Consider the following 22933-nt stretch of genomic DNA (forward strand, 5'->3'; position numbering starts at 1 on the left):
GGTGACGATGGTGGACGGGTGGTGGCGGCTGGTGGGTGGCAGCTGGTGGCGGCGGTTGGTGGCGGGCCTCAGGCCTGGACGGCGAAGCCGTCGGGGACGATGGGGTCGGTGAACGCGCCGGTGGCCGCGAACGCGATGGTCTCGCGCACCGCGTTGTCGGCGAGCCGACGCAGCTCGTTGCCCAGGGACCCGGCGATGTGCGGCGTGATGAAGGTGTTCGGCGTCGACCGCAGTCGGGCGTCCGGTGGCAGGCGTTCCGGCTCGGTGACGTCGAGGACGGCGGCCAGGTCGCCGCGGTCCAGGCGGTCGGCGAGGGCGTCCTGGTCGACGATCGCCCCGCGCGCGGTGTTCACGAGCGTGGTGCCCGGCCGCATCCGCCCGATCACGGCACGGTCGACGAGCCCCCGCGTCGACGGCAGCAGCGGCGCGTGCAGGGTGACGACGTCGCTCGACGCGGCGAGGGTGCCGAGGTCGACGGCGGTGACGCCGAGCAGCGCGGCCTCGGCGTCGTCCAGGTACGGGTCGCTCACGAGCACGCGGACGTCGTAGTCGCGGAGCCGTTCGATGACGGCCCGCCCGACACGCGAGGCGCCGACGACACCGACGGTCACGCCGTGCATGCCGACGACCGGCCACGAGCCCTCGACGTCGACCGGGGCTTCGTCCGAACGCAGTGCGGCTGCGCTGGCGAAGGCCCGCTTGGCGGCGAGCACGATCACCGCGACCGTGAACTCGGCGACCGGGACGGCGTTCGCGGCGGCGCTCGACGCCACGGCGATCCGTCGCGCCCACACGTCGGTGTCGACGACGGGCTTGACCGACCCGGCGGAGTGCACGACAGCGCGGAGCCGCGGCATCCGGTCCAGACGGTCCGCGGACAGCACGGGGCTGCCCCACCCGGTGACGAGCACCTCGGCGTCGGCGAGCAGCGGGAGGTCGCACGGGTCGTCCGGGTCGAGCGGACGGTCGGCGACCAGCCGGACGGCCTCGGAGGCGTGCAGGGCGGCGAGGTCGCCGGGGTCGAACACCCGGGTGAAGGTCGCCTCGGGCATCACGAAGGCGACGGGGACGGGCGAGCGGTGCGCGTGGCCGCGTGGGGCGGGGGGCACAGGCACCGCCGGGGGCGCGGGCTGCGCTCGGGGCGCGGGCTGCGCTCGGGGCGTGACGGGGCGTGACGTCATCGTCGGACGGTTCCTCTCCGGGGGTACGGCGTCCCCATGCCAGCGTTCGGCGGTGTGCGGAGTCAAGCCGCGGGGCGCAAACGCTCACGAAGTGAACACGACGGGCGCGCGGATCGCGCGGATCGCACGGATCGCGCGTCGGCCGCTCACCGACCGGGGACGACCGCCGCGGTCGACGCCCGCACGCTCAACGTCGGCGCCAGGGTCATGTGCCGACGGGCGAAGCCGACCTGCGCCGTCGCCGAGATGCGCTCGAAGCACATCGTGGCCGCGAACCGGCCGACGTCGTTCTTCGGGGGCGCGACCGCGGTGAGCGGCACCCCGGCGAGCGCCGCGACCTCGTCGTCGTAGGCGACCACGGACAGGTCGTCCGGGATCGAGAGGCCCATCTCGGTGACGGTCTCGACGAACTCGACGGCGTACTGGTCGGAGTGCACGAAGACTGCGGTGGTGCCGGTGGCGAAGCAGCGCTCGATGAAGGCCCGGGTCGTGGCACCCACACCCTGGTCGTCCGGGATGACCTGGACCGGGGCGTCGGGGTCGAGGCCGAGTTGCCGGACGGCGCGGTCGTACCCGGTGCGGAGCTGCGGGGTGGTCGGGGTGTCGAACACGGCCATGCCGATGCGGCGGTGCCCGAGTTCGGCGAGGTGGCGGACCGCGATGCCGGCGCCGGACTCGTGGTCGCTGCGGACGGACTCGAGCGCGGAGCCGACGGGGGCCTCGACCACGGAGCGTTCGACCACGACGACGGGCATCGGTGCGTGGTCGAGGAGCTCGAGGGTGGTGAAGGCGTCGGCGACGGTGGTGGTGACGAGCAGTCCGTCGACGCCGGCGGCGATGAGGCGTTCGACCTGCTGGCGTTCGCGGGCGGGCTCGTAGCGGGAGACGCCGAGCACGACGCGGCCGCCCAGGGCCTCGGTGCGTTCGGCGACGCCGGCGACGATCTTCGGGAAGTAGTAGCCGGGGTCGGGGACGACGAGCCCGAGGGTGAAGAGCGCGCCGCTGCCGTCGGTGGTGTCCCGGTCGGGTCGGGGTGCGGGTCGGTGCGGTGCGCCGGCGGTGGGCAGGGTCTCGACGGAGACGGCGCCGCCGTGCACGCGCCGGAGCACGCCGCGGTCGGCGAGTTCGGACAGGTCGCGGCGGACCGTCATGGCCGAGATCCCCTCGCGCTCGGCGAAGTCCGAGGCGGACAGGGTCCCGTGCACGCGGAGCTCGGCGAGGATCCGTTCGTGGCGTCTGGTCGGGTGCATCGTCGCTCCCAGTGTTCGATTCGTGTGCGGGTGAATACCGCGGCTTGACCGTCATCATACGGACGCCACAGGATGACGAAACCCCCAGCCACGTGAGCAAAGGAGCCACATGAGCGCGACGCTGGTCGATCCGACCACCGAGCCCCGGACCACCCGGTCCGGCGGCGCCCCGGCCCCGCGGAAGGTCCCGTTCCTCGCTCGGCTGCGGCGCGACTACCCGCTGCTGCTCATGGTGGCGCCGGCGGTGGTCCTGCTGCTGCTGTTCGTGTACGTGCCGATGATCGGCAACGTCATCGCGTTCATGGACTACCAGCCGTACATCCCGATCGCCCAGAGCCCGTGGGTCGGGTTCACGAACTTCCAGCTGATGTTCGCCGACCCGGAGTTCTGGCGGGCGACGGTGAACACGCTGGAGATCACGTTCCTGCAGCTCATCCTGTTCTTCCCGGTGCCGATCGCGCTGGCCATCCTCATCCACTCGCTGGTGTGGCCGTGGCTCCGGGCGACCGTGCAGTCGGTGCTCTACCTGCCGCACTTCCTGTCGTGGGTGATCGTCGTGGGGTTCTTCCAGCAGTCGCTCGGGTCCGGCGGTGTGGTCAACCACACGCTGCGGCAGCTCGACATGGGGACCATCGGGATCATGAGCGACCCGGAGACGTTCAAGCTGCTGCTGACGTCACAAGTGATCTGGAAGGACGCCGGCTGGGGCACGATCATCTTCCTGGCAGCGCTCGCGGCGATCGACGACAACCTGTACGAGGCGGCGGCGATCGACGGGTCGGGAGCGTGGAGCCGGTTCTGGCACGTCACGCTGCCGGGCATCCGTCCCATCATCGTGCTCCTGCTGATCCTGCGGCTCGGCGAGGCCCTGTCCGTCGGGTTCGAGCAGATCATCCTGCAACGGAACGCCGTGGGGGCCGATGCCGCCGAGGTCCTCGACACCTACGTCTACTACCACGGCGTCGTCGACGGGAACTGGTCCACGGGCATCGCGGTCGGTCTGGTCAAGGGCCTGGTCGGGTTCGTCCTCATCATGGCGGCGAACAAGGCCGCCCACATGCTCGGTGAGCAGGGAGTGTATTCACGGTCATGAGCACCATCGCCCGTCCGGTCTGGGCCGGAAAACCCACACCCGTCGTCCTCGCACTCAAGGCCGTCGCGATCGTCCTGATCCTCGCCGTCGTGCTGTTCCCGTTCCTCATCGTCTTCTCGACGAGCGTGTCGAGCCAGGCGGACGTCACCGCTGCCGGTGGCTACGTCGTGTGGCCGCGGTCGTTCGACCTGTCCGCGTACGTGCAGATCCTGTCCGGCGGGGTCGTCACCCGCGCCGTGGTGGTCACGTTGCTCGTCACGGTCGTGGGCACCGTCATCAGCCTGGCGTCGACGGTGCTCGCCGCGTGGGCGCTCAGCCGACAGGGCTCGCTGTTCCAGCGGCCGCTGCTGACCTTCGTGCTCATCACGTTCCTGTTCGCGCCGGGGATGATCCCGCTGTACCTGATGGTGAAGCAGCTCGGACTCCTCGACAACTACTGGGCGCTGATCCTGCCGAGCGCGTTCAGCGTGTTCAACATGGTGGTCGTCCGCGGCTTCATGATGAGCATCCCGCAGGAGCTCATCGACAGCGCGAAGATCGACGGCGCCGGCGAGTTCCGCATCCTGTGGCAGCTCGTCCTGCCGCTGTCCCGCGCGGTGATCGCCGTCGTCGGCCTGTTCTACGCCGTCGGCTACTGGAACGCGTTCTTCAACGCGCTGCTCTACCTGTCGGACTCGACGAAGTGGACGCTGCAGCTGGTGCTGCGCACCTACGTCCTGCAGGGCTCCAGCCTGGTGTCCGGCGCCGGGTCCGACGCCTCGATGCAGCCGCCGGCGGAGTCGATCCAGATGGCCGTCGTGATGATCGCGATCATCCCCATCCTCGCCGCCTACCCCCTGGTGCAGCGCCACCTCACCAAGGGCGTCCTGACGGGCGCCGTCAAGGGCTGACACGGCCCCACCACCCCACTGCCACCCGACGCTTCAAGGGAGAAGCCATGACCGACACCACGACCGGCGGCCTCAGCCGCCGGACCCTCATCTCCGGCGCCGCCTTCGGCCTCGTCGCCCTCGGCGCTGCCGGCAGCCTGACCGGGTGCTCCACCGGCGGCAACGCCGCGACCATCTCGGACCAGGTGGCCGCGCTGCCGACCTACGTCCCCATCACCAAGGGGCCGAAGCCCGACCTGCCCGGCAACGGCGTCGTCCAGCCCGTGTACTACTCGTACCCGCAGGACAGCGAGCTCTTCACCTCGGTCACCGGCAAGGTCGGCAACGGCGAGAAGACCACCGGGTTCGTCGTGACCTACGCGGCGCCGCCGCCGGCGCAGAACTCGTTCCTCGACTACGTCGGGGGCCTGACGGACACCGAGTACGACCTGACGTTCGTGCCCGGCGACTCGTTCGCCGCGAAGTTCGCGACGATGACCGCCGGCAACGACATCCCGGGCATCGTCGAGTTCCTGACGTTCGCGATGCCGCCCCGGTTCCCGCAGCTGCTCGACGCGAAGTTCGCGGACCTGTCGGAGCACCTCTCCGGCGACGCCGTCAAGGACTACCCGAACTTGGCGAACATCCCCACCGCGTCGTGGCGGAGCGCCCGCATCAACGGGAAGATCTACGGCGTCCCCGAGCACCGGCCGCCGTTCGGGTCGGTGATGATCTGCCGCCCCGACCTCATCGAGCAGCTGACGGGCGCAGCACCGGCCCCGAAGGACAAGGACGAGTTCACCGAGCTGTGCACGGCCGTCACCGACGCCAAGGCCGGCCGGTACGCGATCGCCGGCCAGGGCGGGGCGAGCGGCGTCGACTGGGCGTACGACTTCATCGGCGCCACCTTCGGCGTGCCGAACCAGTGGGCGATGTCGAAGGGCGGCGAACTCACCCACAAGAACGAGACCGACGCGTGGCTCGAGACCCTCGGCTACGTCAAGAAGCTCTGGAACCTCGGCGTCTTCCACCCGGACACCCCGAGCCTCGAGAGCGCGAAGGCGAAGACGTACATCAACAACGGCACCGTGCTCATGCACCTCGACGGCATCTCCGCACTGCTCGACGTGTCCATGCCGAAGGGGATCGTCACGGGTGGCATCGTGCCCTTCGGAGCGACGGGCGGCCCCGGTGCGAACTACCAGGGCACGTCGAGCTTCTCGTTCGCCGCCCTGAAGAAGACGACGCCCGAACGCATCAGGGCCCAGCTCCGGCTCATCGACTACCTCTCCGCACCGTTCGGGTCGAAGGAGGCGTTCACGCTGACCCACGGCGAGAAGGGCGTCCACCACACCGGCAGCGGCCCGGACGCGACGCTGACGAAGGCCGGCGAGCAGACCATCAACGCGAGCGCGCTGTACCGACTCGGCGCCGGCCCGCAGGTGCTGAACACCGCGGTCCGCATCGACGAGCAGCTGCGGCAATCGCACCAGTACCAGACCAAGACGCAGGACATGCTCGTGAAGAACCCGGTGGACGGCTTCTACTCCCCCTCGGCCGCGGCGACGGCGTCGGCGAGCACCGCGTTCAACAGCGTGTGCAACGACTACGTGCTCGGGCGGACGAACCTGGCGAAGGTGAAGGCCGCGCGGGCGACGTGGGTGTCGGCCGCCGGGGACAAGATGCGCCGCGAGTACTCCGAGGCGATCGAGAAGCAGAGCTAGCCCGGGCGGCGGCGGGTCTGGCCGACTCGGATCGACATCATCGAAGTCGTACGACGACGATGATGTCGTTCCGCATCGATCTCCCCCACGCGGTCAGGCGGTCCAGGCAGCCGGGTGCCGCCGCTGCCAGCGCAGCCGCCGCTCGAGCTGGGCCCCGATCGCGAGCAGCACCCGCTCGCCCCCGGGACGCCCGATCAACTGGACGCCCATCGGCAGGCCGCCGCCGTCCGGGTGGTCGTCGGCGGTGACCCCGACGGGCAGGGTGATCGCGGGGAGCCCGGCCACGTTCGCCATCGAGGTCCACGGCGAGTACGCGCACTGGCGGCGGAAGTCCTCGTCCGGGTCGTCGCCGTACCAGCCGAGCGGCCGCGGGGTCAGTGCGAGGGTCGGTGACAGGACGGCGTCGAACCGGTCGAACGCACCGATCAGCGTCGCCGAGAACGTGTCGAGCACGGTCATCGCGTCGAGCACCTGCGTGCCGGTGAGCCGCTGTCCCCGCTCCACGAGCCACGCCACCAGCGGCGTGAGCGCCGTCAGGTCGATGCCGGGGACCATCGGCAGCCGCGCCGCGGAGCTCTCCCACGCCACCCGGAACGCGTTGGCGTACAGCGCCCGCGGCATCTGCACGTCCTCGACGCCGTGCCCCAGTTCGCCGAGCACCCGCACAGCGGTCTCGACGGCAGCGCGCGCCGCGGGGTCGACCACGACGTCGACGGTGTCGTCCCACGGTGAGCCGTCGAGCAGCCCGACGACGAAGCGTCCCTCACCGCGGACGGCCGCCGCGGTGAACGGACCGTCACCGCGGGACGGTGTGACCAGGGCGTACGGCGACGGTTCCGGCAGGCCGGTCGGCGCGACGAGGGCGTCGAGCAGCATCCCTGCGTCCGCGACGGACCGGGCCAGCGGCCCGGCGACGGAGAGCCCGCCGACACCGGAGCGACCGGGCATCGACGGCACCCGCCCGCGGCTCGGCTTCAGGCCGACGAGTCCGGTCGCCGCGGCCGGGATCCGGACCGATCCCCCGCCGTCGGACCCGACGGCCGCGGGCAGCAGCCCGGCCGCCACGGCGACCGCCGCCCCGCTCGACGACCCCCCGGGCGCGCGGGTCGTGTCGTACGGGTTCCGCGTCACGCCGAACCGCGTCTCCGACGACGAGGACATCCCGAACTCCGGCGACGCCGTCTTGCCGAGGCTCACCGTGCCGGCGGCGTCGAGCGCCGCGACGAGCGGGTGGTCGGCCCCGGCAGGGCGCTCCGGCAGACTCGCGGTGCCGGAGCGCGTGGGGACCCCGGCGCGGTCGTACAGGTCCTTGTCGGCGGACGGGAGGCCCCACAACGGTCTGGACGTCGGCACCAGGTGCCCGAGACGGTCGGCTCTCGTGCGCGCGGCGTCCGCCGTGACCGTCACGAACGCACCGAGGGCCGGGTCGAGGCGCTCGATGCGGGCGAGGTAGTGCTCCGTCACCTCGAGCGCGGTCGCCTCCCCCCGGCGGATCCAGTCCCAGAGTTCCTGCGCGGCGAGGTGGTGGAGTTCGAACACGGTTCTCGAGCCTAGGCGGCGACGGTGCCGGTCGTGCGTCAGTGCTGGTCGTACGTCAGTGCTGGTCGTACGTCAGTGCTGGTCGTACGCGTAGAAGCCGCGGCCGGTCTTCACGCCCAGGTGCCCCGCGTCGACGTACTGCCGGAGCAGCTGCCGCGGGCCCTCGGGCAGGTGCGGGTCCTCCGCCGCGTAGTGCTCCTCGATGTCCAGGACCACGTCGAGCCCCACCTGGTCCATCATCCGGAACGGCCCCGCGGGCGAACCGGTGTTCACCGCGAACATGGCGTCGACGTCCTCCGGCGTGGAGACCCCGTCGGCCACGACCGCCAGGGACTCGCGCTTGATGGCCGCCCAGATGCGGTTGAAGATGAACCCGGTCGACTCCTTGCGGGCGACGAACGGCCGGACGCCGTAGGTCGGCAGGACCTCGAGCAGCAGGTCGATGACCGCGGGGTCGGTCTCCCCGTCGCTCATCAGGTCGACGGCGTTCTGCGCCGGCGGCATGGAGAAGTGCATGTTCAGCACGCGCTCGGGGTGCTCGACCTCGTCGATCACGAGTCGGCTCGCGTACGACGACGAGTTGCTCGCCAGGATCGTGTCCGCCCCGACGGCGCGGTCGAGCTGCCCGAACACCGTCGTCTTGAGGTCGAGGCGCTCCGGGATCGCCTCGACGACGAGCCACGAACCGGCGACGGCCTCGTCCAGGTCGTCGAACGCGCGGACGGTGCCGACCGCGCCCCCGTCCCGCGCCGCGGCGAGCGCCGGGAGCTCGCGCTCGACGTACTCGACGGCGGCCGTGCGGACCGGCTCGGCGAGGTCGTACACGCGGGACTCGCCGCCGGCGCTGGCGAACACCAGGGCGATGCGACGACCGAGGGTCCCACCGCCGATCACGGTGACGGGTCGGTTGCGGATGTCGGTCGGCAGGGAGAAGCCCATGGTGTCCTTCGTTCTCGGGTGTACGTTCGATACACAACGTACTCAGTACGGAACGTATCGCAACTCGACAAGGAGTTCCCATGCAGGCCTCGGACGTCCTCCGCCACGCCACCACCCCCCTCACCGGGCCGGTCTACCCGCTGCGCCCGACGCGCTTCACCGATCGCGAGTACTTCAACGTCGTGTACCGGACCGACCCCGACGCCCTCCGCGCCGTCGTGCCGGAGCCGCTGCAGGTCGACACGCCGCTGGTCCGGTTCGAGGTCATGAAGATGGGTGACGTCGACGGCTACGGCCCCTACGTCGAGTCCGGTCAGGCGATCCAGGTCACCCACGACGGCGAGGTCGGCGAGTACCTGCACGCCATGTACCTCGACAACTCCGCGGCGACGCTCGCCGGTCGCGAACTGAGCGCCTACCCGAAGGTGCTCGGGACCCCGGGGTTGCGCGTCGACCAGGGCGCCCTCGTCGGCACGCTCGACCGCGGTGCCGAGCGCGTGGCGACGGCGACCATGGCGTACCAGTGGGAACCGATGGACCCGGTCGAGGCCGCGGCGCAGATCACGGTGCCGACCTGGATGGTGAAGCTCGTCCCCGACGTGACGACCCTGGGGCTGCGCGCCGCCGACCTCGTGCGGACCGAGATCACCGACATCGTCGTGAAGGGGGCCTGGACCGGGCCCGCCCGCCTGCAGCTGTTCGAGCACGCCCTCGCGCCGATGGCCGACCTGCCGATGCTCGAGGTCATCAGCGCCTCGCACGTCCTGACCGACCTGACGCTCGCGCCGGTGCGGTCCGTGCACGACTACCTGGCCGACCCGCGCCGGTCGGACGACGCCTCCTAGGATGAGCCGATGTCCCCACGAGTGAGCGACGACACCGCCGCACCCGCCCGCCCCACCCGGCGGCGCAGCAGCACCCGCGCGGAGCTCGTCCGCGCGGCCGAGGCGCTGTTCGACGAGACCGGCTCGGCCTCGGCCAGCGTCGAGGCGATCGTCGCGCGTGCGGGGTTCACGCGCGGCGCCTTCTACTCGAACTTCGCGACGACCGACGAGCTCTTCTTCGCGGTGTACGAAGCGCAGGAGGCCGTGGTCGTCGAGCGGCTCGAGGACGGCTTCCGGGCCGCGCTCGGCACGACCGACCCGCAGTCCGTCGACGCGATCGTCTCCGGGGTCCTCGGCGGCCTGCCCCCCGAGGGCAAGTGGTACGCGATCCGCTCGGTCCTGCTGTCCCGGGCGCGACACGAACCCGAGCTCCGGGCACTGCTCCGAGCGCACACCGACGCCTTCCACGCGGCACTCGAACCGCTGCTCGTCGAGTCGGTCACGGCACAGGGCCGGCGACTGACCGTCGCCCCGGACGTCTTCACCCGGGCGGTCGTCGCCGCGCACGTCGGCGCGGTCAGCCAGACGGTGCTCTACGACGACGCCGCGACCATCCGCGTCGCCGCGGTGCGGGGCGCACTCCTCGGACTCAGCGAGCCGGCGCGCGAGCCCGACGGTGCCGACGACACCGATGACACAGGAGGTACAGCGTGATCGTCCCCGAAGCCGCGGTCCCGCTGTTCCTGCGGGCCACGCACGCGAACGCGCCGTTCGTCACCGAAGCGGGAGCGCACCGAGCCGTCCGCCGACAGGCCCTCCGCCCCGAGCCGTTCGGACCACCGAAGCGCCTCCGGCCCGACGTGCGCGTCGACGTCCACCGGCAGGGTGGCACCCCCCTGTACACCGTGACCCCGAGCCGACAGCCGCCGCTCCGTGACCTCGTGTACGTGCACGGCGGCGGGTGGGTCCACGAGATCGCCCCGCAGCACTGGGCGCTCATCGCCCAGCTCGCCGCCGAGGCGCGCGCCACCGTGACCGTGCCGATCTACCGACTCCTGCCGGACGGCAACGCTCGGCAGGCGCACGACCTGGTCCTCGACGTCGCACGCCGCGTGATCGACCGGCGCGGACGGGTGCAGCTCGCCGGCGACTCCGCCGGTGGGCAGATCGCGCTGTCGGCCGCCCAGACCCTGCGCGACCAGGGCGTCCGGTCGCTCCGGACCGTCCTGGTGTCACCGGCGCTCGACCTCGGCTTCTCGAACCCGCGCATCCCCCAGGTGCAACCGAGCGACCCGTGGCTCGGTCGCGACGGGGGCCGTGTCCTCGGTCACCTGTGGGCCGACGGCCTGTCGATCGACGACCCGGTCGTCAGTCCCCTGGCCGGATCGTTCCACGGCCTCGGCCCGATGCTCGTCCACACCGGGACCCACGACGTGCTGAACCCCGACGCGCACCTGCTCGTCGAGGCCGCCCGGGCCGCGGGCGTGGACGTCACGCTGCGCGAGCGCCCCGGCGCCCTGCACGTGTTCCCCCTGCTGCCGACGCGCAGCGGACGAGCAGCACGGCAGGAGATCGTCAGGGCCGTCCGCGGCGCCTGACCGTCAGCGCAGGACCCGGCCGGCGCGTGCCCGTGACGGCCACGGCGGCGGACCGCCGGCCGTCCTGCGCGAGGAGGGGCGGGCCTCCCGGTCGGACAGTCAGACGCCCAGGTGGGCGGCGAGCACGTCGCGGACGCTCGTCCAGTCGTGCGGACCGTAGCGGTCGTCGTCGACGTGGTGGAGCTCCGCCTCGCCGCTGAACATGCTCACGAAGTACTGCATGCCCTGCCAGGCCGGGAACGGTTCGGCGTCGTCCTTCGACAGCCGACGGCCGATCCGTGCCATCGCCGACAGCGTGCCGGTCGTCCCCGCCCACTGCAGCCGGAACGGGGTGCCGGTCAGTCGGGACATCGTGTCGGCGATCGACCGTGCCGTCACGCGGTCACCGGCGACCTCGACCACACGGGGTGCGTCCGCGTCGACTGCGACGAGCGCCGTCACGCGCGCGACGTCGTCCTTCGTGGTGAAGTCGAGGACCTGGTCGGCCGACGACCAGTAGAGCACCCGCTGGCGGTCGAACAGGATCAGCGGCGCCTGACCGGTGAGCATGTCCGTGAACGCCCCGTTCAGCACCGAGGTCGCACGGATCGGCGCGGCGTCGAGGGCGGCGGCGAACTCGCGGCGGAGCTCGAAGTTCCGGTTCGAGCCGGGCGTGATCGAGCGGTAGTCGGCGGCGTAGTCCGAGGGGATGAACCGCGGGACGCCGGCCTGGACCGCGGCGTCGAGCAGGGCGCGCTGGGCGTCCACGATCACCGCGCGGGTACCGCTGACCGTGGACACGACGACGTCGACGCCGGCGAGCGCCGTGACCAGCGCCGGTGCGTCCGTGTAGTCCGCGGTGACGACGTCGACGCGGTCGTCGTCGGCGAACTGCCGCTGGGCGCCGGTGCTGGACCGGCGGGTGAGGACGCGGACGCGGGTGTCGTGCTGCAGGAGCTCGCGGACGATGCGTCCGCCGAGGTCTCCGGTGGCGCCGGCGACGAGGACGGTGGTGGTCATGGCCGCCACGCTACGGGTGCGCGGGTGCGGCGGGCACAGGTGCGCTGGCGGCGGCGCCGGTGCGCTGGCGCCGGGTTCTGTGGCCCTATCCTGCGGAGGTGGACACGACTCTCCCCTCCGGCACGACGAAGCGCCGGATCGAGCTCCGGCTCGCTCGCCCCCTGCTCACCTGGTTCGCCCGCCCGACCGTCACGATCGATGGAGTCGGCCACCCGGCGCAGTGGGGCACGGGCACGTGGGCGGTCGCCGACGACGGCCGGACCGTGATCGGGGTGTACCTGTTCAACCGGGCATGGCGCTTCGGCGCGGCGACGGTGACCGTCGGCGATGCGGAGGTGCTCGAGTACCGCGCGGGTGTACTGCCCGTCGGCGCGGGCCGGTTGGCGCCCGTGCCGGTGCCGGGCCTGCCGGGCGTGCCGGACCTGCCGGGCCGAGGTTCGCGCTGAGCGACACTCCACGCGGCGCGGGACCCGAGGAGTGTCGCTCAGCCCGAGACCCGGGCCCGGCGCCCGGCCAGGCCCGGCCAGGCCCGGCCCGGCCCGGCCCGGCCCGGCCCTACTCGTGCTCGATGTCGGAGAACAGGCCGGTGAACGTGGCACCCGTGCCGCCGAGCTGCTGGAAGAACGCCCCGGCCTCGGCGGTCGCCACTGCGTCGGAGGCATCCCCGTACGAGGCGAAGTACAGGTCGAGGGTGCGGTGCGCCGGTGTCGGCGTGCCGTCCTCCTTCGGCCAGACCTTCGCCGCCTCGAGCCGCTGCAGGCCGGGCAGCTTCGCGGCGAGTGCCTCGAGCTCCACGTAGGACTGCTCGAACGCCGACGGGTCGGCCGGGTTGTCGATGATCAGGGTGATCTTCGTGGTCATGGTGTGCTCCTGCGGGTGTCGGTGGGACGGGTGACGGTGCAGCGCCCACTCCACTCCGTTCCGCGCACCGCTGCCCGGGATCGGCTACTCGAACATCTCGGCGAGGAGTGCGTGCGGGTCACCGTCGACCACGTGTGCCGAGGGCGGCTCCGGCCAGTGCGTCGTGCCGTCGTCCGGCCAGCACGGCACGACGTGGAAGTGCAGGTGCCGCACGCTCTGCCCGGCATCGGCGCCGGAGGCCTGCAGCACGACGGTGCCGGTGGCCCCGAGTGCGCCCCGCATCGCCCGAGCGACACGCTGCGCGAGCGCGACGGTGGCGGTCAGTGCCACCGGGGCGGCACCGAGCAGGTCGTCGGCGTGCTCGACCGGTGCGACGAGCGTGTGCCCGGGCGCGAGCGCCGACCCGGGCAGCGGCGCGAACGCGACGGCGTGTTCCTCGCGCTCGACCCACACGGCCGGTTCGTCGCCGGCGATGATCGCGCAGAAGACGCAGGATGCCATCCGTCCAGTGTGCTGCACCCGGAGCACCTGGCGCTCCGAGGGCGGTGCCGTGCGCGCGCCGCCGCGTGGGACGATTGGCGCATGACCGCCACGCTCGTCGCCAAGGGCCTGTCCGGCGGGTACGCCGCTCGCACGCTGTTCGACTCCCTCGACCTCACGGTGGCACCGGGCGACGTGATCGGCGTCGTCGGCGTGAACGGTGCCGGCAAGTCCACCCTGCTCCGACTGCTGGCGGGTGTCGACGAGCCCCTGGCGGGCACGGTGTCGCTCGCGCCGACCGACGCGTTCGTCGGCTGGCTCCCCCAGGAGCACGAGCGGATCGCGGGCGAGACCGTCGCCGCGTACATCGCCCGACGGACCGGCTCGGCCGAGGCGACCGAGGCCATGGACGCCGCGGCTGCCGCGCTCGGCGACCCGGACGCCGGCGACGCTGCCGCGGACCGCTACTCGACGGCGCTCGACCGCTGGCTCGCCGCGGGCGCCGCTGATCTGGAGGACAGGATCCCCGCCGTCCTGGCCGACCTCGGCCTCGAGACCGGAACCGATGACGACGGCGTCGGGCCGGACTCGCTCATGACCGCGCTGTCCGGTGGGCAGGCCGCTCGGGTCGGGCTGGCGGCGCTGCTGCTGTCGCGGTTCGACATCGTCCTGCTCGACGAGCCCACCAACGACCTCGACCTCGACGGGCTGGACCGGCTCGAGGGGTTCGTCCGGGGCCTGCGCGGCGGGGTCGTGCTCGTCAGCCACGACCGGGAGTTCCTGGCACGGTCGGTGACGAGCGTGCTCGAGCTCGACCTGGCGCAGTCGTCCAACCGGCTGTTCGGCGGCGGCTACGACTCGTTCCTCGAGGAGCGCGAGATCGCCCGGCAGCACAAGCGCGACGCGTACGAGGACTACGCCTCCACCAAGGCCGACCTGGTCTCCCGCGCCCGCACACAGCGCGAGTGGTCGAGCCAGGGCGTGCGCAACGCCATGAAGAAGGCCCCGGACAACGACAAGATCCGGCGCAAGGCCGCCTCGGAGTCGAGCGAGAAGCAGGCGCAGAAGGTCCGCCAGATGGAGTCCCGCATCGCGCGGCTCGACGAGGTCGAGGAGCCCCGCAAGGAGTGGCAGCTCGAGTTCACGATCGGCAGCGCGCCCCGGTCCTCGGCCGTCGTGGCCACCCTGTCCGACGCCACCTTCACGCAGGGCGACTTCACGCTCGGGCCGGTGTCGTTGCAGGTCGACGGCGGCGACCGCATCGGCATCACCGGACCGAACGGCGCCGGCAAGTCCACGCTGCTCCGGGCACTGCTCGGCAAGCAGGCGCCGACGACCGGCACCGCCTCGCTCGGGTCGAGCGTCGCCGTCGGCGAGGTCGACCAGGCCCGTGCGGCCTTCACCGGCGACCAGTCACTCGCCGCGGCGTTCGAGGCGATCGTGCCCGAGTACACCACCGCCGACGTCCGGACGCTGCTCGCGAAGTTCGGGTTGAAGGCCGACCACGTCGGACGGCCCGCGTCGGCGCTCTCCCCCGGCGAACGGACCCGCGCCGGACTGGCGCTGCTGCAGGCCCGCGGGGTGAACGTGCTCGTGCTCGACGAACCGACGAACCACCTCGACCTGGTGGCCATCGAGCAGCTCGAACAGGCGCTGGAGTCGTACGACGGCACCCTGCTGCTCGTCACGCACGACCGGCGCATGCTGGAGACCGTCCGCCTCGACCGGCAGTGGCACGTCGACGCCGGCCGGGTCACCGAACGCTGACGACACCAGGAGCACACACCCAGACGACGAGCGCACGCTGGACCAGGAGCACAGGGGGATGCCGATGCGACGCAGGGGCTGGATCGCCGTGGTCGGGGGTGCAGCGGCGCTCGCCGTCGCGGCCGCCGTCGTCGTCGGGGTGACCGCCGACCGTCCGGACACCGACCCGACCCACGTCGCACGAGCCACCCCGACCGCGACGCCGACGCCGACCCCCACCCCGACGCTCGCGGCCGTCCCCCGAGCGCCGTCGGCCGCCACCCTCGCCGCCCTGCCCTTGGCGTTCCACGACGGCGTCGTCCCGGAACTGCTCGACGGCGGGGACGTCCGCCCCGCGGACAACTGGCAGATCGCCACCCCGCGGCACGACCTCGTGGCCCTGTACGCCAGCCCGTCCAGCCGCGCCCGCCCGGTGGCCACGCTGTCGCACCTGGTCTCGACGATCGACCTGCCCGCCGCCACCGCCGTCTGGGGCCGGTCGCCCGGCGTCGACGGCGGCATGCTCCTCGTCTCGACCCCGGCCCGGAACCGCACCCCGGGCGACGGCGGTGACCCGGACGCGCCGAGCGCCACGTTCGCCTGGGCACGGGCCGCCGACTTCACGGTCGCCGACACCGACCGGATGATCCGCGTCGACGTCGCCCGGAGCACGGTCTCCGTCGTCACCCGGAGCGGCCAGGTCACCGCGACCGAGGCGGCCCGGCTCGGCACCCCCGAGGACCCCACACCGTCCGACACCGCCACCTACGTCGAAGCGGCGTACGTGGACACCCGCGTGACCTACACGCAGGGCAACCCGATCATCCTGACCGGGGCGCACTCGTCGCGGATCCCGTCGTACGGCGGCAACGCGGCACTGACGGCGCTGCACTACTACCCCGACCCGACCGGCAGTTCGCACGGGTGCGTGCGGATCTCGGCGGAGATGACCCGCACCCTCGCCGCCCTGCCCGTCGGCACCCCGATCCGGTTCAGCTAGCGGCCGCCGCCGAGCCCGAGCCGCTCGACGACCTCGGCGCTCTCCTCCTCCGGAGTGCGGTCGGCTGCGATCGTCAGGTGCGCCTCGTCGTCCTGCGGCGGCTCGAGCGTCGCGAGCTGGGACTGCAGCAGCGACGTCGGCATGAAGTGGCCCGACCGCTGCGACATGCGCTGCTCGATCAACGCGCCGTCACCGGCCACGTGCACGAACACCACGCCGGGCGCCCGCAGCACGTCGCGGTACGACCGCTTCAGCGCCGAGCAGGTCACGACACCGTGGGTGCCGGCGTCGAGGTGCCCGCGGATCCAGCCGGCGACGACGTCGAGCCACGGCCAGCGGTCCTCGTCGGTGAGCGGTGTGCCGGCGTGCATCTTGTCGACGTTGGCCTGGGGGTGCATGGCGTCGCCCTCGGCGAAGTCCCACCCGAGCTGCTCGGCGACCATCGCGGCGACGGTCGACTTGCCGGAACCGGAGACCCCCATGACGACCAGGACACGCGCATCCAGAGCGGAGCCGCCGCTCATCGGATGAACACCCCGGCCAGCAGCACCCCGAGCAGACCGAGCACCGAGATGAGGCACTCGAGCACCGTCCACGTCTTGAAGGTCTGTCCCACGGTGGTGTTGAGGTAGCCCTTGACGAGCCAGAACCCGGCGTCGTTGACGTGCGACAGGAACACCGAGCCCGCACCGATCGCCAGTACGAGCAGCGAGGTCATCGGCGTGGACAGGTCGGCGGCGATCGGGGCCATGATGCCCGCCGCGGTGACGGTGGCGACCGTGGCCGACCCGGTGGCGACACGCACCAGGGCCGACACGACCCAGGCGACGAGGAGCACCGAGACGCCGGAGTCCTTCACGGCGTCGGCGATCACCCCGCCGATGCCCGTGTCGATGAGCACCTGCTTGAACCCACCGCCGGCACCGACGATGAGCAGCACCCCGGCGACCGGGGGCAGCGCGCTCTCGAGCGACTTCGCCACGGCGGACCGGTCCATGCCGCCGCCGATCGCGAAGAAGACCATCGCGTAGATCGCCGCGATGCCGATCGCGATCATCGGCGACCCGAGGAAGTCGAGCAGGCTCACCCACGAGCCAGCGGCGTCGGGCATCGTGGCCTCGCGGACGGCCTGGGCGAGCATGAGGACGACGGGCAGCAGGATGCCGATGAGCGCGACGGTGAACGACGGGCTGCGGGGCTCGCTGATGACGCGCGTGAAGTCGCTCTTGCCGTTGGGAAGGGACGCGGTGTCCTGCGTGGCGGGGCCGCGCCGGGCCTCCCGTCCGCCCGAGGCGGGGTCCTGCGGACCGGACGCCGAGCCAGAGTCCGACCCACGCGACCCGAACATGTCGGGCGCGGGGATGTCGACCCAGCGGGCCGCGAACTGGGCGAACACCGGACCGGCCAGGATGATGACCGGGATCGCCAGCACGATGCCGAAGGCGAGCGTGGTGCCGAGGTTCGCGCCGACGGTCGAGATCGCGACGAGCGGGCCGGGGTGCGGCGGAACGAACGCGTGCATCGTCGACAGGCCGACCAGGGCGGGCACGGCGATCTTCATGATCGGCACGGAGCTGCGCTTCGCGACGAGCACGATGATCGGGATGAGGAGCACGAGGCCGACCTCGAAGAACATCGGCAGGCCGATCAGCGCACCGATCAGGGCCATCGTCCACGGCAGCGCGGCCTTCGACGACCTGCGCACCAGGGTGTCGACCACGCGGTCGGCGGCGCCGGAGTCGACGAGCATCTTGCCGAACATCGACCCGAGCCCGACCAGGATGCCGACGCTCGTCATCGTCGCACCGAAGCCGTTGCCGAAGCTCACGACGGCCTTGTCCGGCGCGAGCCCCGCACCGATGCCGACGCCCAGGGCTCCGATCACGAGCGCGATGAACGGGTGCACCTTGAGCCAGGTGATGAGCGCGATGATCACGACGATGCCGACGAGGGCCGCGATGATCAGCTGCGGGATCGGCCCGGACGGGTCGACCGTCTCGGTGCCGCCGCCCTCGGCCGCGAGGACCGTGCCCACGGGGTGGGCGAGCAGGTGGACTGGAGCGTGAGGCATCGGTGCCCCTTCCTGGAGCCGCTGCCGCGCGGCTCCGTCGCCTTCGTGTCGAGGGGCGGCTGGCGCTGCGCGCACCGACCCTCAATAATCTGATTAATCAGACTATACGACGATCCGCCGCGCGCCATCCGCCCTCGGACGCAGTCTGCCGTTTCGATGGGACCGACGTCACGCCGACCGCGCGACCCGTACTGCACGGAGGAACGATGCCCCCAGCCCGCGGACTCCACGCCCACGTGCTCGACACCCTCGGGCAGCGCATCGTCGACGGTGCGCTCGACCCTGGCACGGTGGTCCGCCCCGAGCTCGTGGCGGACGAGTTCGGCGTGTCCCGGTCGGTCGTGCGCGAGGCGCTCCGCGTCCTGCAGTCGCTCGGACTCGTCGAGCCCCGGCAGCGCGTCGGCACGCAGGTGCTCGGCATCGGGTCGTGGGAACTGCTCGCCCCGACGGTCATCCGGTGGCGTGGCGCCTCGCCCGCCTACTTCGTGCAGCAGCGGGAACTCCTCGAACTGCGGCTCGGCGTCGAACCCGTCGCAGCGTCGCTCACCGCCGGCGGCTCCGGGGCGTCCGCCGTCCTCGACGCCGCGCAGGACATGCTCGCCGCCTGCGCGCGCGAGGACAGCCGCGCGTACCTCGAGGCCGACGTCCGCTTCCACCGCGCCCTGCTCACCGGCTCCGGCAACGCCGTCTTCGCGCACTTCGCCGGCACCGTCGAGGCGCTGCTGCGCACCCGCACGTCGGAGTCGCGCGACACCATCACGCGCTGGACGCGCGAGGCAGCACTCCGCCACGAGGCCGTCGGGCACGCGCTCGTCGCGGGTGACGGGGCCGCCGCGGCGGCCGCGACGACGGCGCTCGTCGGCGTCACGCGCGACGAGTTCATCGCCGAGGCCCCGCGGCCCTGACGGGGTGTGCGGGGTGCGGGGGCGGGCGAGGGGCGGGCGAGAGCCGGCACGCCGGGCGCTGACCGCCGAGGTTCCACAACACGCCGTGCGCTGGTCGTCGAGGTTCCACAGCACGCGCGATCGCACGCCGAGATGCGCAGATCTCGGAACCTCGGCGCGGCCCGAGACGCGACCGAACGACGGACGGGAGGCCCGTGGCGACGCGCCCACGGGCCTCCCGTCCGACAGCCGCCCGGGTTCCACAACACGCCGTGCGCTGGTCGTCGAGGTTCCACAACGCGCGCGATCGCACGCCGAGATGCGCAGATCTCGGAACCTCGGCGCGGCCCACCGCGACCGAACGACGACGGACGACGAACGACGACGGACGACGGACCGGCTACTTGCGCGCGAAGAGGCGGGGACCGCGCAACCGCAGGCGCATCGTCACCGTGCCGAGCCACCGGTCGTACTTGTAGCCGACCTTGCCCATCCGGCCGACCTCCTCGAAGCCGAGCCGCTCGTGCAGGCGGATCGAGGCCTCGGCCTGCCGGTCGGCGATGACCGCGACGACCTCGCGGACCCCGGCGGACCGGCACTCGTCGAGCAGGGCCTCCATGAGCGCACGGCCGAGCCCCTTGCCCCCGGAGGCCGCTCCGAGGTAGATCGAGTCCTCGACCACCCGGTTCGACCGGTCGCGCGGGTTCCAGGCGTCCACGAGCGCGTAGCCGAGGATCTGCCCGGCGGGGTTCTCGGCCACCAGGAAGGGCAGCTTGCGCTTCCGGATGTCGTCGTAGCGCTGCTTCCACCGGGCGAAGGTGAACGCCGACGGGTCGAACGTCACCGACGAGTTGCGGACGTAGTGCGTGTGGATCTCACGGACGTCGGGCAGGTCGCTCGCCTCGGCGGCACGGATCCGGTACTCGAACGCGGTCTCGCTCGCCGGCCGGGCACGCAGGTGTCGCGGCAGGACCCGCCGTCGCTGGTATTCCTCCTCGAGCACGTGCCGAGCCTACTGAGCGGGCAGCGACCAGTCGACCGGTGCCGCGCCCTGTTCCTGCAGCAGCGCGTTGACCTGCGAGAACGGCCGGCTGCCGAAGAAGCCCCGCGAGGCGCTCAACGGGCTCGGGTGCGCCGACGCCACCACCGGGGTGTCGCCGAGCAGCGGCCGGACGGACGCGGCCTGCGCGCCCCACAGCACGGCGACGAGCGGGGTCCCCCGGGCGACGAGTGCGCGGACCGCCTGGTCGGTGACGGCTTCCCAGCCCTTGCCGCGGTGGCTGCCGGCGTCGCCCGCACGGACCGTGAGCACACGGTTGAGCAGCAGCACGCCCTGGTCCGACCACGCACGCAGGTCACCGTGCGCCGGCGGGGTCACGCCGACGTCGGCGCTGAGCTCCTTGTAGATGTTCGCCAGGCTGCGCGGCACCGGACGAACTGCCGGGTCGACGGCGAACGACAGCCCGATCGGGTTGCCCGACGTCGGGTAGGGGTCCTGCCCCACCACGAGCACCTTCACGGCGTCGAACGGCGTGGTGAAGGCCCGGAGCACGTCGGCGCCGGCCGGCAGGTAGGTACGGCCAGCCGCGGTCTCGTCACGCAGCCAGGCACCCATGCGGTGCACGTCGGCCTCCACCGGAGCGAGCGCCGACGCCCAGCCCGGGTCGACCAGGTCGGCGAGCGGTCGTGGTTCCACGACGGCTACGCGCCCATCGTGGCGACGGCCACCGACTCCTCGCCGGCCATGACCCGCCAGACGCTGCCGGTGCCCCGGACCTCGAGCGCGCCCTCGCCGACGACGAGGGCGGTGTCCTCGTCGATCGCCAGGCCGGCGGTGACGAACTCGGCCTCGGCGCTCGCGATCAGGCGGGCGAGGGTGCCGGCCTGCACCGCGTGGACGTCGATGGTCAGGTCGACCAGGCCGAGCCCTTCGCGGAGTTCGACCTCGTCGAGGCCTTCAGAGGCTGCCTCGGGGCATATCTCGACGCCGCCGATGCGCCAGCCGCCCACGAGCGCGCGGTCGGCGGCGATCATCGCACCGGCCGAGTAGCCCAGGTAGGGCAGGCCGTCGGCGACGAGCAACCGGAGCTGGTCGACGAGTGGGGCGATCGCGCCCAGGTAGTCGGGGGTGACGCCGCCGCCGACGACGAGCGCGTCGACGTCGCTCAGGACGGTCGTGTCGAACACCTGGCCGGCCGCGACCTCGGTGACGACGACCTCGGCCGTGCGGGCGCCACCGAGCACCTCGGCGATGTCGGCGGTCGACGACGGACTGCCGCCGTCCGGGCCGGCGACGGAGAGCAGGGCGATGCGCGGGACCGTCCGGCCGACGGCGGCCGAGCGTGCGGTGGCCTCGGCGAGGAAGGGCGCTGCGGCGTCCGAGGCGGCGAAGAGTCCGCCGCCGACGAGGTGGATGCTCACGACTCGGCCGTCACCGGTGCGAGGGCGCTCCACGGGAACGTGATCCAGCCGTCGACCCGGCGCCACACGTGGTCGGGCTCGAGGACGGTGCCGGGCTTCGAGTACAGGCAGGCGCTGCGGACGTCGGCACCGGCGTTCCGGATGATGTCGACCACCAGGCGCAGGGTCCGACCGGAGTCCGACACGTCGTCGACGACGAGCACGCGCTTGCCGGCGAGGCTCGGGGCGTCGAGCGCGGGTGCGAGCACGACGGGCTCGTCCAGGCGCTGCTCGACGTCGGTGTAGAACTCGACGTTGATCGAGCCGCACTCCTTGGTGCCGAGCGCGTAGGCCACGGCACCGGCGATGATCAGCCCGCCGCGGGCGACGGCGACGACGACCTCGGGCTCGAAGCCGGAGGACAGCACGTCCTTCGCGAGCAGGCGTGCGGCGTCACCGAACTCCAGCCATCCGAGCACCTCGGGCCCGCTCGTCACGGTCACGGTCGACTGAGCCGGGGCCGTGGGCTCGGGTTCGCTGCTGATCGGCATCCGTCCACGGTACCGGCAGGGACCCCGCGCCCGCGACCCGTGGCCACCGCCCGGGCGCTGCGAACGCGATCAGCGCGGCGCGAGCGTCCCGCGCGCGAGCTTGTGCTGCGCCGACTGCGCGACCGGTCGGATCGTGACGAGGTCGAGGTTCACGTGTGGCGGCAGTTCCACCGCGTGCACGATCGCCTCGGCGACGTCGTCGGCCACGAGCGGGTCAGGCACGTCGTCGTAGACCGCAGCGGCCTTCTGCTCGTCGCCGCGGAAGCGGGTGAGCGCGAACTCGTCGGTCTTCACCAGGCCGGGAGCGATCTCGACGACACGGATCGGTTCGCCGTTCAGCTCGAGCCGGAGCGCGCCGACAAGGGCGTGCTCGGCGAACTTCGCGGCGTTGTAGCCGCCGCCGTTCTCGTACGCCACGAACCCGGCCGTGCTCGTCACCGTGACGATGTCCGCTCCCCCGGTGTCGCGTGCACGGTCCCGCAGGTGCGGCAGCAGCGCGGCGACGACGCGCTTCGTGCCGATCACGTTCACCTCGAACATGGCCCGCCAGTCGTCGACGTCGGACTCCTCGACGCTGGCCGAGCCGAACGCGCCACCGGCGTTGTTCACGAGGACGTCGGCGCCGCCGAGCTCGGCGACGCGGGCGGCGAGCGCCTCGACGTCGGCGGCGCTCGTGATGTCCGCCACCAGGACCTCGGCCCCGGTCTCCGCGGCGAGCGCCTCGAGCTTCGACGCCCGGCGGGCGACGGCGAGCACGTCCCAGCCCCGCGAACGGAACAGCCGGACGGTGGCCGCCCCGATGCCCGAGCTCGCTCCGGTGACGACTGCGCGCCGTGCTGCCATGTGATCTGCCTCCTGCGTCGGTGTCGGGGCAACGATCGCCCCGGTGTCGGGACGACTGCTCGCCCCGGTCCCCACCGTACC

24 protein-coding genes are annotated in these 22933 nt (G+C 72.5%); 10 read left to right on the forward strand and 14 right to left on the reverse strand.

What is annotated here, in order from left to right:
- Nucleotides 1-68: 68 nt before the first annotated feature.
- Together ITJ69_RS09150 and ITJ69_RS09155 are read right to left on the reverse strand one after the other, a co-directional pair.
- Entirely contained in the window at nt 69-1181 is a 1113-nt protein-coding gene (locus tag ITJ69_RS09150) for a hydroxyacid dehydrogenase (protein ID WP_228505244.1), read from the reverse strand.
- 146 nt (nt 1182-1327) lie between these two features.
- Nucleotides 1328-2431 carry a substrate-binding domain-containing protein gene (locus ITJ69_RS09155; protein WP_194672592.1) on the reverse strand — a complete coding sequence of 368 codons (1104 nt, stop codon included), beginning with the start codon at nt 2429-2431 and terminating at the stop codon, nt 1328-1330.
- A gap of 109 nt (nt 2432-2540) precedes the next feature.
- On the opposite strand from ITJ69_RS09155, the gene ITJ69_RS09160 reads away from it, so the two are divergent.
- Genes ITJ69_RS09160 through ITJ69_RS09170 form a run of 3 tightly spaced genes read left to right on the forward strand, consistent with a single transcriptional unit; the run spans nt 2541 to nt 6117 of the window.
- Nucleotides 2541-3524, forward strand: coding sequence for an ABC transporter permease (locus tag ITJ69_RS09160; protein ID WP_123294248.1), 984 nt, complete (start codon nt 2541-2543; stop codon nt 3522-3524).
- The gene (locus tag ITJ69_RS09165; protein ID WP_123294247.1) at nt 3521-4414 is read left to right on the forward strand and encodes a carbohydrate ABC transporter permease; all 894 of its coding nucleotides are present in this window, start codon (nt 3521-3523) and stop codon (nt 4412-4414) included. Before ITJ69_RS09160 ends, ITJ69_RS09165 begins: the two co-directional genes overlap by 4 nt.
- Before the next feature lie 47 nt (nt 4415-4461).
- On the forward strand, nt 4462-6117 hold the full coding sequence (locus ITJ69_RS09170; protein ID WP_194672593.1) for an extracellular solute-binding protein: 1656 nt from the start codon (nt 4462-4464) through the stop codon (nt 6115-6117).
- A 93-nt stretch (nt 6118-6210) separates the two neighbouring features.
- Here the strand turns inward: ITJ69_RS09170 and ITJ69_RS09175 are convergent, their stop codons facing one another.
- On the reverse strand, nt 6211-7656 hold the full coding sequence (locus tag ITJ69_RS09175; protein ID WP_194672594.1) for an amidase: 1446 nt from the start codon (nt 7654-7656) through the stop codon (nt 6211-6213).
- A gap of 72 nt (nt 7657-7728) precedes the next feature.
- Nucleotides 7729-8595, reverse strand: coding sequence for a 3-hydroxyacyl-CoA dehydrogenase family protein (locus tag ITJ69_RS09180; RefSeq protein WP_194672595.1), 867 nt, complete (start codon nt 8593-8595; stop codon nt 7729-7731).
- A gap of 80 nt (nt 8596-8675) precedes the next feature.
- Between ITJ69_RS09180 and ITJ69_RS09185 the strand changes: the two genes are divergently transcribed.
- The 3 genes from ITJ69_RS09185 to ITJ69_RS09195 are packed head-to-tail and all read left to right on the forward strand — an operon-like array spanning nt 8676 to nt 11017.
- Nucleotides 8676-9440 (forward strand): acetoacetate decarboxylase, encoded by a 765-nt coding sequence (locus tag ITJ69_RS09185; RefSeq protein ID WP_194672596.1) that lies wholly within the window; start codon nt 8676-8678, stop codon nt 9438-9440.
- A 9-nt stretch (nt 9441-9449) separates the two neighbouring features.
- Complete coding sequence (locus tag ITJ69_RS09190; RefSeq protein ID WP_123937741.1) at nt 9450-10133, forward strand: TetR/AcrR family transcriptional regulator; 684 nt, start codon at nt 9450-9452, stop codon at nt 10131-10133.
- Nucleotides 10130-11017, forward strand: a complete 888-nt coding sequence (locus ITJ69_RS09195) for an alpha/beta hydrolase fold domain-containing protein (RefSeq protein WP_194672597.1) — start codon at nt 10130-10132, stop codon at nt 11015-11017. Before ITJ69_RS09190 ends, ITJ69_RS09195 begins: the two co-directional genes overlap by 4 nt.
- A 99-nt stretch (nt 11018-11116) precedes the next feature.
- On the opposite strand, the gene ITJ69_RS09200 is transcribed toward ITJ69_RS09195, so the two are convergent.
- Entirely contained in the window at nt 11117-12016 is a 900-nt protein-coding gene (locus tag ITJ69_RS09200; RefSeq protein ID WP_194672598.1) for an NmrA family NAD(P)-binding protein, read from the reverse strand.
- Between the two features lie 98 nt (nt 12017-12114).
- Here ITJ69_RS09200 and ITJ69_RS09205 point away from each other — a divergent pair, with 98 nt between their 5' ends.
- The gene (locus tag ITJ69_RS09205) at nt 12115-12462 is read left to right on the forward strand and encodes a hypothetical protein (RefSeq protein ID WP_123339786.1); all 348 of its coding nucleotides are present in this window, start codon (nt 12115-12117) and stop codon (nt 12460-12462) included.
- A gap of 109 nt (nt 12463-12571) precedes the next feature.
- Here ITJ69_RS09205 and ITJ69_RS09210 read toward each other — a convergent pair whose 3' ends face one another.
- The gene (locus tag ITJ69_RS09210; protein ID WP_123294430.1) at nt 12572-12877 is read right to left on the reverse strand and encodes an EthD family reductase; all 306 of its coding nucleotides are present in this window, start codon (nt 12875-12877) and stop codon (nt 12572-12574) included.
- Nucleotides 12878-12961: 84 nt separating this feature from the next.
- Complete coding sequence (locus ITJ69_RS09215; RefSeq protein ID WP_194672599.1) at nt 12962-13378, reverse strand: HIT family protein; 417 nt, start codon at nt 13376-13378, stop codon at nt 12962-12964.
- 81 nt (nt 13379-13459) lie between these two features.
- Between ITJ69_RS09215 and ITJ69_RS09220 the strand changes: the two genes are divergently transcribed.
- Both ITJ69_RS09220 and ITJ69_RS09225 read left to right on the forward strand, forming a co-directional pair.
- Nucleotides 13460-15124 carry an ABC-F family ATP-binding cassette domain-containing protein gene (locus ITJ69_RS09220; RefSeq protein WP_173168680.1) on the forward strand — a complete coding sequence of 555 codons (1665 nt, stop codon included), beginning with the start codon at nt 13460-13462 and terminating at the stop codon, nt 15122-15124.
- A 64-nt stretch (nt 15125-15188) separates the two neighbouring features.
- Nucleotides 15189-16103, forward strand: a complete 915-nt coding sequence (locus tag ITJ69_RS09225; protein ID WP_194672600.1) for a L,D-transpeptidase — start codon at nt 15189-15191, stop codon at nt 16101-16103.
- On the opposite strand, the gene ITJ69_RS09230 is transcribed toward ITJ69_RS09225, so the two are convergent.
- Both ITJ69_RS09230 and ITJ69_RS09235 read right to left on the reverse strand, forming a co-directional pair.
- Nucleotides 16100-16627 (reverse strand): gluconokinase, encoded by a 528-nt coding sequence (locus ITJ69_RS09230; RefSeq protein ID WP_194672601.1) that lies wholly within the window; start codon nt 16625-16627, stop codon nt 16100-16102. The genes ITJ69_RS09225 and ITJ69_RS09230 overlap by 4 nt on opposite strands.
- Entirely contained in the window at nt 16624-18174 is a 1551-nt protein-coding gene (locus ITJ69_RS09235) for a GntP family permease (RefSeq protein ID WP_208320946.1), read from the reverse strand. The genes ITJ69_RS09230 and ITJ69_RS09235 overlap by 4 nt, the downstream gene beginning before the upstream one ends.
- Before the next feature lie 206 nt (nt 18175-18380).
- On the opposite strand from ITJ69_RS09235, the gene ITJ69_RS09240 reads away from it, so the two are divergent.
- Entirely contained in the window at nt 18381-19079 is a 699-nt protein-coding gene (locus ITJ69_RS09240; RefSeq protein WP_131846445.1) for a FadR/GntR family transcriptional regulator, read from the forward strand.
- A gap of 379 nt (nt 19080-19458) precedes the next feature.
- Here ITJ69_RS09240 and ITJ69_RS09245 read toward each other — a convergent pair whose 3' ends face one another.
- From ITJ69_RS09245 to ITJ69_RS09265, 5 genes are all read right to left on the reverse strand, one after another.
- Complete coding sequence (locus ITJ69_RS09245) at nt 19459-20061, reverse strand: GNAT family N-acetyltransferase (RefSeq protein WP_123294233.1); 603 nt, start codon at nt 20059-20061, stop codon at nt 19459-19461.
- Nucleotides 20062-20070: 9 nt separating this feature from the next.
- Entirely contained in the window at nt 20071-20754 is a 684-nt protein-coding gene (locus ITJ69_RS09250) for a uracil-DNA glycosylase (RefSeq protein ID WP_194672602.1), read from the reverse strand.
- A 5-nt stretch (nt 20755-20759) separates the two neighbouring features.
- Nucleotides 20760-21479: a Type 1 glutamine amidotransferase-like domain-containing protein gene (locus ITJ69_RS09255; RefSeq protein ID WP_194672603.1), complete on the reverse strand. Its 720-nt coding sequence runs from the start codon at nt 21477-21479 to the stop codon at nt 20760-20762.
- A complete protein-coding gene (locus tag ITJ69_RS09260; RefSeq protein ID WP_173168683.1) occupies nt 21476-22009 on the reverse strand; it encodes a phosphoribosyltransferase in 534 nt (177 codons plus the stop codon). Before ITJ69_RS09260 ends, ITJ69_RS09255 begins: the two co-directional genes overlap by 4 nt.
- A 69-nt stretch (nt 22010-22078) precedes the next feature.
- Nucleotides 22079-22852, reverse strand: coding sequence for an SDR family oxidoreductase (locus ITJ69_RS09265; RefSeq protein WP_194672604.1), 774 nt, complete (start codon nt 22850-22852; stop codon nt 22079-22081).
- Nucleotides 22853-22933 lie beyond the last annotated feature (81 nt).

This window comes from Curtobacterium sp. VKM Ac-2887, assembly GCF_015350935.1.
In the GTDB taxonomy this organism is placed as follows: domain Bacteria; phylum Actinomycetota; class Actinomycetes; order Actinomycetales; family Microbacteriaceae; genus Curtobacterium.